Genomic DNA, 15,237 nt, shown 5'->3' on the forward strand with positions numbered 1-15,237 from the left:
GCCGGTGATCGGGGCGGGAGGCGAGCCGGTGATCGGGGCGGGAGGCGAGCCGGTGATCGGGGCGGGAGGCGAGCCGGTGATCCGGGTGCTGCTGGTGGACGATGAGCGAATGGTCTGCGCGCACCTGCGCGCGATCCTGTCCCGGGCCGGCGACATCGAGGTGGTCGGTGAGGCCTACGACGGCGCCGAGGCGGTCGAGGCGGTGATACGACTGGCACCCGACGTGGTGCTGATGGACATCCGCATGCCCGGTGTGGACGGGCTGACGGCCACCGAGCGGATCCGCGGTCTGCCCCGGGCGCCCAAAGTCATCGTGCTGACGACCTTCGACCTGGATGAGTATGCCGTACGGGCGCTACGGGCCGGGGCGGTGGGTTTCCTGCTCAAGGACACCGACCCGGAGGATCTGATCGACATCGTCCGGGTCGGGGCCGAGGGGCACGCGATCGTCTCGCCCGCGCTGACCCTGCGGCTGGTCACCGCTTTCGCCGTCGCAGGCCCCGCCCGTGACCAGGCGCGTGGCCTGGTCAACGGGCTGACCGAGCGCGAGCGGGAGGTGCTGACCTGCCTGGGTGAGGGGCTGTCCAACGCGCAGATCGGCGGCCGGCTGTTCCTCAGCGAGACGACCGTGAAGGGCTACGTCTCCCGGCTGCTCGCCAAGCTGCGCTGCGCCAACCGCACCCAGGCGGCGCTCCTGGCCTACGACGCGGGCCTGGTCAGCCGTTGAGGTCGCCGCGCCGCCGGGCGGCGAAGGCCCCGTTGAGGAACCGCACGGCACGGCCGTCCTCTCCGAGGACGAAGGCGACGTCCCAGCGGTGCATCCCACCGAGCCGGTCGTCGGCCGGCCAGAACCGGTGGTCGCCGAGCGGCAGCAGGTCGCTGGTCAGGCTCTCCCCGCCCGACCGGGCAGTGACGGCGATGCCGCCGGGCCGCTCCCTCACCTCGTAGCGCGTGTCGCAGGTCTCGTAGACACCGGTGTAGAGCGCGGCGTCCACGGGCAGGCCGGGATCGGGCTCGGACCGCACCGGCACGGTCAGACCCAGCACTTCCGCGCAGACCGCGGTGAGAACCGCGTCGGCGAAGGGGTAGCCCCGGGACGGCGTGTTGACGGTGACGGCCACGGTCGCGTTCCGCTCCGGGATCCACACCAGGGTCGAGGAACCGCCGAGGTTGGTGCCGCCGTGACCGTACACGGCGACGCCGTCCCAGACCTTCCGGTACGGCCCGGCGCACCACTGCTCGGCGAACCATCGGGCCTCGACCTCCACGTGCGGGGTCCGCATCGTCTCGACCGCCTCGCGGGACAGCACCCGGGCGCCGCCGGCGGCGGTGCCGTGCTCCAGCATGACCTGACCGAACCTGGCCAGGTCCGCGGCCGTGGAGCAGAGCGTGCTCCCGGACGGGCCGAGGCCGCGGGAGAACACCCAGGGCCTGACGACCTTGCCCCCGGGGTCATGCCCGGCCGCGAGCCGGTGATAGGGCAGCTCCTCGGGGAGGCTGACGGTGTGGGCGAGCCCCGCCGGGCCGGCCAGCCGCTTCTGGAGCGCGTCATCCCAGGTCAGGCCGGTGATTCGTTCGACCAGCAGACCGGAGACGACAGTCGAGGCGTTGGAGTAGCCGAACCCGGTGCCCGGGGCGAAGACGGGCGGGATCTCCCTGAGCAGCTCGGCGTAGCGTGCCACGCAGTCGTCGCCGCGGCCGGTGTCGGCATAGGGGCCGTTGTCGAGGCCGCTGGTCATCGAGAGCAGGTGCCGCGGGGTGACGGCCTCCGAGCCGGGGAGCCGGAGCTCCGGGAGGTGGTCGAGCACCGGGCGGTCGAGGTCGACCAGCCCGGCGTCGGCCAGGCCGAGCACCAGGGCCGCGGTGTGGAGCTTGGTGGTGGAGCCGATCTGGAAGAGCGTGTCCGGGGTCACCGGCGTGCCCAGCTCGGTGTTGGCGACGCCGGCCACGGCCTCGACCGGTCTGCCGTCCACGATCATCGCGAGCTGGGCGCCCGTCACGTTCAGGCGCGCCGCGATCTCGGCCAACAGTTCGTCCATGGCTCCCGACTATCGGCTCCCCGCTCCGGGCGGATCAAGGCCCTGGAGACGGGACCCGCCTTTCGCCACGGAGGTTCCTCCTTTCGTACGGTCCACCGGTCCACGGTCGTACTGCCATCGCCGGGTGCGACCGTGTCACCGGCCGGGGCGGGCGGTGGTCGACCCACCGCCCGCCGTCACCGGTCTCGGTCGTTCATGCGGCCGGCGGGCGGCGCCGGGGCCACCAGCGCAGCGCCATCCGTACCCCGCGCGGAGCGGGGGCGACCGCGCAGCCGGTCAGCCGGAGGCGGTCGGGGTGGCGGATGCCGGTGAAGCGGCAGGCACTGAGGTCCAGGGAGTCGAGCGTCAGCTCCTCGGCGTCCACCTCGCCCAGTGAGGTGACCCGGGCGCCGTCCCGGCCGCGGATCGTGGCGGGGCCACGCAGGACGGCCCCCTCCAGGTCCGCCTCGGCGTCGTCCAGGCGCACGGTCAGCCGCCCGGCCACCCGCAGGCGCCGCAGGTCCACCGGGCAGCCGCCGGCGGTCAGGTCGAGGTTCTTGCCCGCCCACGCCCCGGTGAGCGTCAGGTGGCGGCCCACGGACGCCGGGGTCAGGTAACCGCCCGCCGAGAAGCGCACCCCCTCGAACCCGGCCGCCCCGCCGAACTCCGCCTTGCGGAAGGAGACCGTGCGGCGGAACCGGCACCCTCTGAAGGCGGCGTCACCGGCGAAGCGGGTGCCGTCGAAGGTGACGAAGCCATGGAAGTCGGCGCTCTCGAAGGAGGCGGTCCGCCCGAACACCGCCGAGCCGAACAGCGCGTCACCGCCGATGCGCACCCGGTCGAAGGCCGCGTGCCCGTCGACGGCGACGCCGTGCAGTGACAGCTCCCGGTCGAAACGTGCCTCCCAGAAAGAGGCGTTGCGCGCGAAACGGGCGTCACAGAACGAGGCGAGGTGCTGGAAGCGGGCGTGGTCGAAGGAGACGTCCCCGCCGAACACGACGTCGCCGAAGCGCGCGCTCTCCGGGAAGACCGCCCAGTCGAAGCGGGCACGGCCCAGACGCCCCCGGGTGGCGGCGAGGAGGCGCTCCAAAAGGTGTCTGTCGACGACGGTGGCGCGCAGGTCCACCGCGGCTCCAGGGGAGAGGCCGCGAAGGACCTCGTCGAGCTCGCCGGCCTCCAGATGGGCCATGCAGCGTCCGTACGGCTGTCGTGCCGCTCCGCTGCACTCCGGGGAGGCGGCGCAGGTGACCCAACCCACGTCCAGAGTTCTCATACTTCTGTGATACCCGCGTGGCACGGTCGAACTGACTTCTAGGTCAAGGAAAGCCATATCTGACCGGGGCGGATAGACATTAAGTGTCAAGATTCCCTGATTTCACTCTTTGTCTACCCACAGGTAAGTGCCGTTCGATCAATCGGGCTCTACGCTCCCGGTCATGCGTGCTTTATCCCGGGCGCTCGCCGCCCTCGCCGCCGTGGGCGTCACCGCCACCGGCGTCACGGCCCTCACCTCGACCCAGGCCTTCGCAGAGCCGGGCACCGTCGTCATCAGCCAGGTCTACGGCGGTGGCGGCGGCAACGAGGCGCCGTACACCAATGACTACGTCGAACTGTTCAACCGGAGCTCCGCGCCCGTCCCCCTGGACGGCTGGTCCGTCCAGTACGCCAGCGCCACCGGTACCGGCACCTTCGCCGCGAACTCGCCCGTGCCGCTGACGGGTACCCTCGCCCCGGGCCAGTACCACCTGGTGCAGCTGGCCGGCGGCGCCAACGGCGCGGCGCTGCCCGCGCCGGACACCGTTGGAACGATCAATATGGGCGCCGGCGGGGGCAAGGTGGTCCTCGTCCGCTCCGCCGACGGCCTGGCCTGCAACGGCGGCTCCGTGGCCTGCACCCCCGAGCAGACGGCGCTGATCGCCGACCTCATCGGGTACGGCACCGCGAACTACTTCGAGGGCACCGCCGCCCCGGCCCTGTCGGCCACCGCGGCGGGACTGCGCAAGGACCACGGCTGCGCCGACACCGACGTCAACGGCGCGGACGTGGAGGCCGGAGCCCCCGCGCCGCGCAACCGGGCCACCGCCCCCGCGCCCTGCGGCGGCGAGCCCACCCCCACCCCCACCCCCACGCCGACCCCGACCGTGGAGCCCACGCCGACCCCCACGCCGACGGGTGACCCCTGCGAGACCCCGGCCACCCACCAGATCGCCGAGGTCCAGGGGAACGGCAACTCCAGCCCGCTGGCCGGCAAGACCGTCCGCGTCGAGGGCGTCGTGACCGGCGACTTCCAGGCGACGAACCAGCTCAGCGGCTTCTTCTTCCAGGACCCGACCCCGGACGCCGACCCGGCGACCTCCGACGGCCTGTTCGCCTTCGCCCGCAGCTCCTTCAAGGACGTCAAGGTCGGCGACCGGGTGCTGGTCACCGGCAGGGCCGTGGAGTTCAACGGCTGGACCGAGATCTCGCCCGTCACCGCGGTGGACGTCTGCGGCACGGGCACCGTCGCGCCCACCCGGCAGAGCCTGCCGCGCGCCGAGGGGACGACCTTCGAGCCCGTCGAGAGCATGCTCGTCACCTTCCCCGAGCCGCTCACCCTCAGCGACCACTACAACCTCGGCCGCTTCGGTGAGGTCACCGTCTCCTCCGAGGGCCGCATCTACCAGCCGACCGACCGGCCGGGCGTGACCGCGGCCCTGAACGCGCGGCGCAGCCTGCTCGTGGACGACGGCTCCACGGTGGAGAACCCGGAGACGATCCCCTACACCACCCCGCGCGCCGTCCGCCTGGGCGACACCGCGCTGGGCGTCACCGGCGTGCTGGGATACGGGTTCGGCCAGTACCGCCTCCAGCCCACCAAGCCGATCACGTTCCTGCCGCTCAACCCCCGGCTGCCCGCCCCGCTCCCGGTCATCGGGAACGTCAAGGTGGCCAGCTTCAACACCCTCAATTGGTTCACCACCGTCGGCACGCGCGGCGCCACCACCCCCGAGGAGCAGCAGCGCCAGCTCGCCAAGCTGATCGCCGCCCTGAAGGGCATCAACGCCGACGTGGTCGGCCTCATGGAGGTGGAGAACAACGGCCAGACCGCGGTCCAGGCCCTGGTCGACGCGCTCAACGCCGAGGTCGGCGCGGGCACCTACGCGGCGCTGTCGCACCCGCACCCCGGCACCGACGTGATCAAGGTGGCGATGATCTACAAGCCGGCCAAGCTCAAGCTCGTGGGCGAGACCCGGTCCTCGACCGACCCGGTCTTCAGCCGGCCCCCGCTGATCCAGACCTTCCGCCGGGTCCAGGGCGGGCAGCCGTTCACCGTGCTGGTCAACCACTACAAGTCCAAGCGCTGCGACGACGCCACCGGCCCGGACACCGACCAGGGCGACGGCCAGAGCTGCTTCAACGCCCGGCGCGTCCTCCAGGCGCAGGCGACGCTGGGCCTGATCGACAGCCTCGACCTGCCCAACCCGCTGGTCCTGGGCGACCTCAACGCCTACGGCGAGGAGGACCCGATCGACACCCTCGAGGCCGGCGGCCTGGCCAGCGTGACCAAGAAGTTCGTCCCCGCGCCGCTGCGCTACAGCTACCTGTTCGAGGGCCAGGTCGGCGAGCTCGACCACGCCCTCGTCGGCAAGCAGCTGCTCAGGCGCGTCACCGGCGCGACGATCTGGCACATCAACTCCGACGAGAGCCGCATCCTCGACTACAACACCGAGTACAACCCGCCGGGTCTCTACAAGCCCGACGCGTTCCGTTCCTCCGACCACGACCCCGTGATCGTCGGCCTGACCATCCCCGGCGGGCGGTAGCCGAACCGGAAAAGGGGCCGATGATTCGCCGCGGCGAATCATCGGCCCCTTTTGCTCGTCCGCCCTCGGGTCGTAATGTCGGGAGAGCGGAATTCCTGACCATAAGAGGGCCAGATGAGCAACGACGCGTTCGACCTTATCAGGAGCGCTCTGAGGCCGATCTCCGCCGCCTCCGTCGCGGACGTCGGCGCCGCGTCCGGGCCGGGGCGGAGAGAATTGCTACGGGAACTCATTGCCCTTCTCCGCGCCGATGACGCGCTTGTGCGATCGATGGTCGAGCGGTCATATAAACACCCGAATGGGTTTGACCGGATTTCTCTTTTCCGTGAGCCTGACGGGCTTGAAGCGAGGATTCACCTGTGGGAGCGGGGAGTGCCCTCCGACGAGGGTATTCACAATCACGCGTGGGACTTCAGCTCGCTGGTGCTGACAGGGGCGCTCCGCTTCCAGATACTCCAGCAGACGGCCGACGGGGAGACCTATGACCTTTACCGGTCGGGCATGCCGCGGGGCGGGAGGTTCGGAGACTACGAGTTCACCAGGCTGGGAACGACATCACTCGGTGTGGTCTTCGACGGCACCGTGAGCGCGGGATCGGCCTACCACCAGCATCGTGACGCCTATCATCGCGTGCTCGTCTCTCCCGAACAGTCGATGACCGCGACGATCGTCGTGAGAGGTCCCGTGCGCAGGGGATTCTCGCACGTGGTCGTACCGCGCGGAACCTCCATGCCCAGGACGAGGTCCATGCGTCACCTGGGAGGCGAAGAGATCATCGAGAAGCTCTGCGCGCTTCTTTCCCGTCTCTCCGAGGAGTAGGGGAGTCTTCCAGGACCTGCTCCTGGGTTTCCCACCACGGCGGGGTCGAAGTGAGCAGCATACGGAGCCGGCGCCCTTTGTAGGTGAATTTCGAGCCTTTGGGAACCCTGACGAGGTCGCCCCTCGAACACACTTCCTCGCGGTCCTCGATGAGGAATCGGCCGCGGCCTCTCAGGACGTAATAGACGAAGTCGCATTCATTCTGCCGTAACCAGGAGGGCAGTTGACCGTTGATCTCCACAATGAGGTGACTGGTGCTTTCCAACGTGTCACCAGGTGTGAACAGCTTTCCTCGATGGCCCAGCTTGTCGAAGCTCCAGCCGCGTGGCTCGGAGAACACGTAGGTGCTCATAGTCGCCTTCCAGGTTCTTTGCAGATGCGGTCGCTCCTGTGCGTTTGTGGCCAGGGGAAATCGTAAGCCATCTCCCCGGCCCGCAGGTCGCTGTCAGAGCATCGTTTCATTCGCCGGTCTCCGGTTCAATCGCCGCTCAGGACCGGTTCTCGTCCCCCGAGTGGATCCGTTTCCCCAGCCAGGCGACGAGGAGCGCGAGTGCCGCCCAGATTGCGGAACTTGCCAGGTTGGTCCATATGCCTGCCGCGTCGAGCTTGAAGGTCGCGAGGACCTTCGCCAGTTGAGGCTGAATAAATCCCCAGGTTTGGGAAACGCACAACGCTCCGAACGCGAGGTACAGGAAGGACTCCCTGGCCCAGCGGACCAAGCCGGCCGCGGATCTTCCCACTCCCCGCACCGCGCCCCCCTTCCCACCGGTCTCGTAGTGCACCGGCCGCGTCTTCTGCCAGGAGGTGAGCGCCACCATGACCTGTGTCGTACACCAGACCTGTTCCACCGGGTCGTGCTCCTCGAACAGCCAGGCTCCCGACGGCCGCTGGCAGCCGAGTAGGTAACGGACGGCGCGCTCGGCGGCCTTGCGGCACCCGGGGTCGTCGGGGAAGTCGGCCAGGGCGAGCAGGGCCCAGCCCGTGCCGTAGTGAACGCACCTCGACGGGTCGCCCTCGAGCTCCGCGGTGAACCACTCGTCATAGCTGTTCTTCCAGGACCCGTCCGGTTGCTGGCGGTCGACCAGGTACTCCGTCCCGTCCTTCAGCCACTTGACCTCCTGCGGGCACTGGGCCACGCGCAGGGCGTGCAGAACCTGGGCCGTCGTGGCGGCGTTGGGCGCCGCGCCGACGGCGATCCCCCAGCCCCCGCTCTCGTCCTGCACCGTGCGGAGGCGTGTGATCATCTTGCCGCGGATGTCGTCGTCGCCCTCCTGCAGCGACAACGCCCACAGGATGAGCGCGGTGGGCAGGGTTCTGGGGTTGGCGATGTCTCTCGGGGTCGTGGCGGCGCCTCCCTGGAGGTCGACGCACCTGTGGAGATAGCTCACCGCCCTGCGGATGTGCTCGTCGTTGCCGACGTCCCAGCCCATGTCCTTCAGGGCGATCACGATCCAGGCGGTCGCCTCCGCGGGGGAGTAGCGCATTTCGCGCGAGGGGAACCCGCCGTCCTCGCGCTGGCGTCCTCGCGCCTCCGGGCGTATCCGCCCCGAGACATCAGGAACATCAGGAAGAGGCCGTACGATGTGCGTGACCGGCAACGACGCTGGGGGTGCCGAAGAGCCGATCCGGCTCCGGATCGGGACCTGGAACGTCCGGGAGGGGGTCCCGGTCGACCCGGACGCCGATGTCCGGGGGCAGGTGGTGGAGCTGGTCCGCGATCACCGGATCGACGTGCTGGCTCTCCAGGAGGTCCCTTACCGGGACGACTCCTCCTCCGACCTTCTCGACACGCTGACCCGCCGGACACGCCTGGTCTTCACGGGCGTTCAGCCGCTGTCCCCCCGCGCGCTGCCCGGGGCGGGGAGGTCGGGGGTGGCGCTGGCCAGTCGCTTCCCGCTGCACGATGTGACCGGAACGGTCCTGCCCAACCCCGGCCTCGCCGCCGACGGCCTGGTCTGCTTCGACAAGGGGCTCGTCAGCGCCGCCGCGCGGGTGGGCGGCCACCGGGTGACTCTGACGTCGGCGCACCTGTTCCCCTTCCACATCTTCCGCAGGCGGGCGGAGGAGGACGAGTTCCGCCACGTCTGGGAGCGGTTCGCCAAGGAGATCGGGAGCCGACCCGAGCGGCCCATCGTCGCGGGTGACTTCAACACGCCCCATCGCGAGCTGGTGACCGGTCTCCTCGACACGGAGCTGGCCTCGGCGTTCCACCTCGACGGACGGGGCGAGGACATCCTTGTCGGCGCCGGCTTCCGCACTCTCTCCTGCGAGATCGTCCCGAACTTCTCGGACCACCCGCTGTGGGTGGTGGAACTGGCACTGCTCCGAGGTGGGCCGCCGGACGGCGGGATGGAATGCCGGGGACGGGGAACTGGTTATGCCACGCGTACAGAAGTGAGAGACAAGAGGAGCCACCGGTGGCCACCATCGAGGTAACCGAGAAGAACTTCAACGAGATCGCCGACGACGGGATCGTCCTGCTGGACTTCTGGGCGGCCTGGTGCGGGCCGTGCCGTACCTTCGGGCCGATTTTCGAGAAGGCGTCGGAGAAGCACGCCGACATCAAGTTCGGCAAGATCGACACTGAGGCCGAGCAGGCGCTGGCCCAGGGCTTCGAGATCACCTCGATCCCGACGGTCATGGCCATCCGGGACGGCATCGTTGTCTTCGCCCAGCCGGGCGCGCTGCCCGCGCCCGCCCTGGAGGACCTGATCGGCCAGGTCCGCGCCCTCGACATGGACGCGATCCGCGCCGAGCTGGCCAACGAGCTCGGCGTGCAGAAGGGCTGACGCCCGCACGGAGAAGCCGGTGGGGCCGGTCCCCGCCCGGCGCGGCCACGCCCGCCCGGCGGTGGGCCCGGGGCCGTCGCCCGCGACACGGCGGCTGTCGCCGCCGGCGGGAAACACACGGTGAGGCGCTCGACCGGGGTATCCCCGTCGAGCGCCTTTCGCGTTCCGGCGCCGGTTTCCGGCGGCGACGGCGTCGGACAGCGGGAGACCACCCTCCCGGGAGCCTGTCCCCCGGAGCCCGTCCCCCCGGGAGGGCCCGCACCCCCGGGCGCGGTTCCGGGCGGCCTGGCGGTGGGCGGGCCCGGCGAGGCGGGCGCCCGCCGGAGGACGCCCCGCGGGTGCGGCCATGCCGGTGACCGCGACCGCGCGTGGCCGCCGGGGACCTCGCGATGAAAACCTTTTCTGTGGAACGAAATTGTTACCACGGCGCCCGGGGGATGATTCTCGCAGGACATAGCCCTCGACCAGGAGAAGGGCGAGCCGCCGAGGCCGTCGGCCCCCATTGACAGCCTTCCGGGTTGCGCTTACGTTTCCGAAAACCTTTTACATAAGTTTCAGCGCGTCTCGGGGGATGCGGAGGAGAAGGTCATGGGAAGCCGATCACCCCGACGCCACGACTCACCCCGACGCCACGATCCCGACGCCACGCCCGCACCCGTGCGCGCCGCCGCCCCGCTCGGCGCGCGCGGCACGGGAAGGGCGGCCCGGTCCGCGGGCGGGAGGGGGGCCGCCTCGCCACGGGCGGTCCCCGTCGCCGTGCCGGCCCGGCTCCCGACCGGCTGAGCGCGGTCCCGGCTCACCCCTCCGGCGGGCGCAGCCGTCGCCCGTCCTGCCCGCGCAGTCGCCGCACGCTGTCCGCAGAACCAGCTGCACGGCAGAAATGTGAGCGCTAACACAAGCAATTGATAGGTTAAATCGAGAGAGGAACGCGTTATGGGACGACGATGGGCGACGGTTCTCGCCGGAGCCCTGCTGCTGATCCTCGCCACGGCCGGGCCCGCGCCCGCGGCGGCGCCGATCACCACCGCCATCTACACGGCAGACCCGGCCGCGCTGGTCGTGGACGACACCCTGTACCTGTACACCGGCCATGACGAGGCGCCCACCGGCGGCACCAACTTCGTCATGCGCGACTGGCACGTGTACACCTCGACCGACGCGACGACCTTCACCGACCGGGGAGCGAAGCTGTCGATCCCCAACTTCTCCTGGGCGGGCGCCGACGCCTGGGCGGGTGAGGTCGAGCGGGGAGCCGACGGCAGGTACTACTGGTACGTCTCGATCAACGGGAACGGCCCGGGCTGGATGAACATCGGGGTGGCGGTCGGCGACAGCCCGCTGGGGCCGTTCACCGACGCCAAGGGCGGGCCGCTGATCAGCGACAGCACGCCGAACTCCTCGCCACTCAACATCGACCCGACCGTGTTCACCGACGACGACGGTCAGGTCTACATGTACTGGGGCTCCTACTACGGCCTGCGCGCCGCCAAGCTCAACCCGGACATGACCTCGATCAACGGCTCGGTGATCACCCCGAGCGGCGTGACGAACTTCTGGGAGGCGCCCTGGATGTTCAAGCGCAACGGCGTCTACTACCTGGCCTACGCCGCCAACGACTCCGGCTGCTCCCAGCCGGGCTACGCGTGCGTCCGCTACGCCACCGCGAGCAACCCGCTGGGCCCGTGGACCCACCGCGGCGTCGTGCTCGACCAGGTCACCTCGACGACCAACCATCCGGCGATCATCGAGTTCAAGGGCCAGTGGTACATGGTCTACCACAACGCGAGCTCCCCGGGCGGGGGTGACTTCCGCCGCTCGGTCACCCTGGACAAGCTGTACTGGAACGCCGACGGCACCATGCAGAAGGTCGTGCAGACCACCGGCGGGAACAGCGGGCCGCCACCCGGCGTCAACCTCGCGGCCGGTGCCACGGCCTCGACCTCCTACGTCTCGCCCTGGGAGACCCTCGGCGCGATCAACGACGGGTTCGTCCCGGCAGGCTCGGCCGACCGCAGCCACGGCGCGTACGGCAACTGGAACCACCAGGGCACCGAGTGGATCGAGTACCGGTGGCCGACCGCGCGGAGCATCGACAGGACCGCGACCTACTGGTTCGACGACGACCAGGGCATCGACCTGCCCGCCTCCTGTCAGGTCCAGTACTGGAGCGGCAGCGCCTACGTGAACGTACCCGGCCAGTCGGCCTGCGGCGTCGCGGCCGACACCTACAACGTCACCACGTTCACCCCGGTCAGCACGACCCGGCTCCGGCTGAACATCACCTCCAGACCGGGCTTCTCCACGGGAGTCCTGGAATGGATGGCCTTCCAGGCGGGCACCGCCTCCACCGCCTCTTCCACCACCCCCACCGGCGAGGCCGGGGTGCCGCGCACCGCGGGCGCCGGCACGATCCGCGCCACCGACTCCTCCGCCCCCGCCCCGGACGCCGATCGGATCACCCTTTCATGAGAAGAATCGTCATGGCCCTGCTGCTCGTCGCGGGGTTACTCGCCGCGGGCGCTCCGGCGCACGCCGACCAGACCATCGGATTCCCCACCTTCAGCGGCCCCGCCGTTCCCGCCCCGCCCGTCTCCTACACGCCCGGCGACATGATGCAGGCCATCTACGACGCCGAGAGCTCGGGCACCGACTTCTGGATGGACCGGCTGCTCGCCCGCTCCGGTGACGACCCGGCCGGCCCCTGGCTCATGACCCGGGGCCGGGCGCTGTTCATGAAGACCCACACGCCGGGCACGATCGGCTTCGGCGGCCAGGTGGCGTACTGGGAGAGCATCAGCAACAACAACGCCTACACCGTCGCCGTCACCCCGGGCACCTTCACCGAGCAGGTGAGCTCGCGCCGGCAGACGCCCAGCCACTGGAAGAGCGTGCACACCAGCGGCTCGATCACGGTGAACCAGACGAAGTTCATCACCGAGAACAACGTCGCCGTGACCAACCTGTCGATCACCAACGGCGGCAGCGGCTCCACCACGCTGCAGCTGCGGGTCACCTCGCCGTACGCCACCTCGGGCAGCGGGAGCGAGCTGACCGGGCAGGTCAACGCCTACAACAACCTCACCACGATCCACCCCCGGCTCACCGGTGACGGCTTCACCGTCTCCGGTGGCGGCCTCAACAGATCCGTGACGATCGCGGCCGGGGCGACCGTGACCGCCAAAGTGGTGATGGGCTTCGTCACCAACGAGATCCCCGCGTCGCTGACGGAGTACAACGCCTACGCGGGCTACTCCGACGCCACCGCCTTCGCGACCCACGTGCGGGCCTACAACCGGTGGTGGGCGCAGAACGTGCCCTACATCGACGTGCCCGAGCCGGCCATCAAGAAGAACATCTACTACCGCTGGTGGCTGATGCGCTTCAACCACCTCGACGCCGACATCCCCGGGCAGACGTTCCAGTTCCCGACCTCGACCGAGGGCGTGCTGGGCTACAACAACGCCATCGCGCTCACCCAGCCCATGCACATCGACGACCTCAAGTACCTGCGCGACCCGATGTACGCCTACGGTGACTGGCTCAGCGTCGGCCAGGTCTCGAAGAACGGCCGCTTCCTCGACAACCCGGGCGACCCGGAGAACTGGTCCAACAGCTACACGCAGTACATCGGCGAGGCGGCGTGGCGGAGCTACCAGATCCACGGCGGCCAGCCGGCGATCGCGGGCAACCTGGCCCGCTACGCCGAGCAGGACGTCAAGGGCCAGCTCGCCCACTACGACACCGACGGCAACAAGCTCATCGAGTACGACTGGGGTGCCCTGACCGGCAACGACGCCGACGCCGTCTCCTTCCACTGGAAGAGCGGCCGGATGGACCGCGCCGAGGCGGCCTACCAGTACAGCGGCGCGCTCGCCGCCGCGCAGGCGTACGAGGCCATCGGCAACACGGCCAAGGCGAACGAGATGCGCACGCTCGCGACGCAGATCCAGAACGCCATCGTCGGCGTGCTGTGGAACCCGGGCCGGCAGCTCTTCGAGCACCGGCTGAAGTCGACGAACGAGTGGGTGCCCTGGAAGGAGATCAACAACTACTACCCGTTCGCGGTCGGCGCCGTCCCCAACACCGCGACCTACAGGCAGGCGCTGCGCCTGTACGACGACCCGGCGCACTACCCGATCTTCCCCTTCTACACGGCCAACCAGGTGGACAAGGCGGCCGCCGCCGCGGCGGGCAACCCCGGGTCCAACAACTTCTCCACCATCAACTCCACCGTGCAGTTCAGGCTCTACTCCTCGGTCCTGCGCAACTACCCCAACGAGTGGATGTCGGCGACCGACTACAAGAAGCTGCTCTACTGGAACGCCTGGGCGCAGTACGTGAACGGCAACACCCAGTGGCCGGACGCCAACGAGTTCTGGGCCGACTGGAACGGCTCCTCTATCACCTACCGCTCCTGGATCCACCACAACATCCTGGGCAGCGGCAACTGGACCGTGATCGAGGACGTCGCCGGCCTGCGGCCGCGCAACGACGCGAAGGTGGAGCTCTCGCCGATCGGCATCGGCTGGACCCACTTCACCGTCAACAACCTCCGCTACCGTAACGCCGACCTGACCATCGTGTGGGACGACCCGGCGGACGGGGTCACGCGCTACCCCGGCGTGCCCCAGGGCTACTCGATCTACGTCAACGGCACCCGGGCCGCCACGGTCGACTCCCTGGTGCCCTTCACCTGGGACCCGGCCACCGGCAACGTCACCACGAGCGGCACGGTCACCTACAACACGGCCGTCCCCGGGATGCGGGCCCCCAACCAGGTGACGCACACCGGCGCGCGGATGGTGGACATGCTCGCCAAGGCCGGCGTCGACCTGACGGCCGACCTGACCAACCTGGCCGCCGGGGCGACCGCCTCGGCCTCGCACACCGGGTCCGGCGGCACCCCGGCGGGCGCGGTCGACGGCTACCCGATCAACGAGCCGTTCTGGGGCGCGGGAGGCTCTCCCAACAGCCAGGACTGGTACGAGCTCAACTTCGGGGCCGCCCGCACGTTCAACGAGGTGCGCCTCTACTTCAAGGACAGCCGACCGGCCTCCGGCACCTACCGGGCGCCGTCGTCGTACGACATCCAGTACCACAACGGCAGCTCCTGGGTGAGCGTGCCCGGTCAGGCCAAGAGCCCGGTGGCGCCGCGGGCGAACTACAACCTGGTGCAGTTCGGGGCGGTCACCGCGCAACGGGTGCGGGTGCTGGCCGTCAACGCCTCCGGCGCCAAGACCGGCCTCACCGAGATCAAGATCTACAACCGGGGCGGCGTGCAACCCCCGGCCAACCTGGCGCCGTCCGCGACCCCGTCGGCGTCCCACACCTCGTCCTGGGAGAGCGTCGCCGCGATCAACGACGGGATCGACCCGCCGTCGTCCAACGACACGGTGAACCCGCGCTGGGGATGCTGGCCGGAGACCGGCCAGCAGTGGGTCGACCTGACCTGGTCGTCGGCGCGGACCCTGAACCGGGCCGATGTGTACTTCTTCGACGACGACCAGGGCATCGACATGCCGGCGTCGTGGAAGCTGCAGTACTGGAACGGCAGCGCCTACGTGGACGTGCCCGGCGCCGGCGCGTACACGCTGGCGAAGAACCAGTACAACACCGTCACCTTCACGGCCACGAGCACCACCCGGCTACGGGTGCTGCTGACCGGCAACGGAACCTCGTCCGTCGGACTCCTGGAGGTCAGGGCGTACGGGCCCTGACACGCGCCCGGCCCCGGCCCGCCCCCGGGGGGGGGGGGGGGGGGGGGGGGGCCGGGCCCGGACCCCCCCCCCCCCTACTCCCCCCCCCCCT

At 70.0% G+C, this 15,237-nt stretch carries 10 protein-coding genes; 7 read left to right on the plus strand and 3 right to left on the minus strand.

Annotation, left to right across the window (positions count from 1 at the left end):
- Positions 1-76 precede the first annotated feature (76 nt).
- A complete protein-coding gene (locus ABD841_RS06885) occupies positions 77-727 on the plus strand; it encodes a response regulator (protein WP_344969116.1) in 651 nt (216 codons plus the stop codon).
- On the opposite strand, the gene ABD841_RS06890 is transcribed toward ABD841_RS06885, so the two are convergent.
- Both ABD841_RS06890 and ABD841_RS06895 read right to left on the minus strand, forming a co-directional pair.
- A complete protein-coding gene (locus tag ABD841_RS06890) occupies positions 717-2,039 on the minus strand; it encodes a serine hydrolase domain-containing protein (protein ID WP_344968981.1) in 1,323 nt (440 codons plus the stop codon). The genes ABD841_RS06885 and ABD841_RS06890 overlap by 11 nt on opposite strands.
- A gap of 193 nt (positions 2,040-2,232) precedes the next feature.
- Positions 2,233-3,291: a pentapeptide repeat-containing protein gene (locus ABD841_RS06895; RefSeq protein WP_344968983.1), complete on the minus strand. Its 1,059-nt coding sequence runs from the start codon at positions 3,289-3,291 to the stop codon at positions 2,233-2,235.
- Between the two features lie 163 nt (positions 3,292-3,454).
- Between ABD841_RS06895 and ABD841_RS06900 the strand changes: the two genes are divergently transcribed.
- Positions 3,455-5,821: an ExeM/NucH family extracellular endonuclease gene (locus tag ABD841_RS06900; RefSeq protein ID WP_344968984.1), complete on the plus strand. Its 2,367-nt coding sequence runs from the start codon at positions 3,455-3,457 to the stop codon at positions 5,819-5,821.
- A 114-nt stretch (positions 5,822-5,935) separates the two neighbouring features.
- Positions 5,936-6,640, plus strand: coding sequence for a hypothetical protein (locus tag ABD841_RS06905; RefSeq protein ID WP_344968986.1), 705 nt, complete (start codon positions 5,936-5,938; stop codon positions 6,638-6,640).
- 488 nt (positions 6,641-7,128) lie between these two features.
- Here ABD841_RS06905 and ABD841_RS06910 read toward each other — a convergent pair whose 3' ends face one another.
- Positions 7,129-8,124 (minus strand): prenyltransferase/squalene oxidase repeat-containing protein, encoded by a 996-nt coding sequence (locus ABD841_RS06910; protein WP_344968988.1) that lies wholly within the window; start codon positions 8,122-8,124, stop codon positions 7,129-7,131.
- Between the two features lie 103 nt (positions 8,125-8,227).
- Between ABD841_RS06910 and ABD841_RS06915 the strand changes: the two genes are divergently transcribed.
- The 4 genes from ABD841_RS06915 (at position 8,228) to ABD841_RS06930 (ending at position 15,146) form a co-directional block, all read left to right on the plus strand.
- A complete protein-coding gene (locus ABD841_RS06915; protein ID WP_344968990.1) occupies positions 8,228-9,076 on the plus strand; it encodes an endonuclease/exonuclease/phosphatase family protein in 849 nt (282 codons plus the stop codon).
- Entirely contained in the window at positions 9,058-9,429 is a 372-nt protein-coding gene (gene trxA, locus ABD841_RS06920; protein ID WP_344968992.1) for a thioredoxin, read from the plus strand. Before ABD841_RS06915 ends, trxA begins: the two co-directional genes overlap by 19 nt.
- Before the next feature lie 933 nt (positions 9,430-10,362).
- A complete protein-coding gene (locus tag ABD841_RS06925; protein ID WP_344968993.1) occupies positions 10,363-11,898 on the plus strand; it encodes a glycoside hydrolase family 43 protein in 1,536 nt (511 codons plus the stop codon).
- Complete coding sequence (locus tag ABD841_RS06930) at positions 11,895-15,146, plus strand: discoidin domain-containing protein (RefSeq protein ID WP_344968995.1); 3,252 nt, start codon at positions 11,895-11,897, stop codon at positions 15,144-15,146. The genes ABD841_RS06925 and ABD841_RS06930 overlap by 4 nt, the downstream gene beginning before the upstream one ends.
- The last annotated feature ends 91 nt before the right edge of the window (positions 15,147-15,237 follow it).

This window comes from Streptosporangium fragile (assembly GCF_039534445.1).
Lineage (GTDB): Bacteria > Actinomycetota > Actinomycetes > Streptosporangiales > Streptosporangiaceae > Streptosporangium > Streptosporangium fragile.

What these genes read in the sequence shown, in the direction of transcription:
- ABD841_RS06890 (WP_344968981.1), bottom strand. Translation starts at nt 2,039, where the DNA reads ATGGACGAACTGTTGGCCGAGATCGCGGCGCGCCTGAACGTGACGGGC.
- ABD841_RS06895 (WP_344968983.1), bottom strand. Translation starts at nt 3,291, where the DNA reads ATGAGAACTCTGGACGTGGGTTGGGTCACCTGCGCCGCCTCCCCGGAG.
- ABD841_RS06900 (WP_344968984.1), top strand. Translation starts at nt 3,455, where the DNA reads ATGCGTGCTTTATCCCGGGCGCTCGCCGCCCTCGCCGCCGTGGGCGTC.
- ABD841_RS06905 (WP_344968986.1), top strand. Translation starts at nt 5,936, where the DNA reads ATGAGCAACGACGCGTTCGACCTTATCAGGAGCGCTCTGAGGCCGATC.
- ABD841_RS06910 (WP_344968988.1), bottom strand. Translation starts at nt 8,124, where the DNA reads ATGCGCTACTCCCCCGCGGAGGCGACCGCCTGGATCGTGATCGCCCTG.
- ABD841_RS06925 (WP_344968993.1), top strand. Translation starts at nt 10,363, where the DNA reads ATGGGACGACGATGGGCGACGGTTCTCGCCGGAGCCCTGCTGCTGATC.
- ABD841_RS06930 (WP_344968995.1), top strand. Translation starts at nt 11,895, where the DNA reads ATGAGAAGAATCGTCATGGCCCTGCTGCTCGTCGCGGGGTTACTCGCC.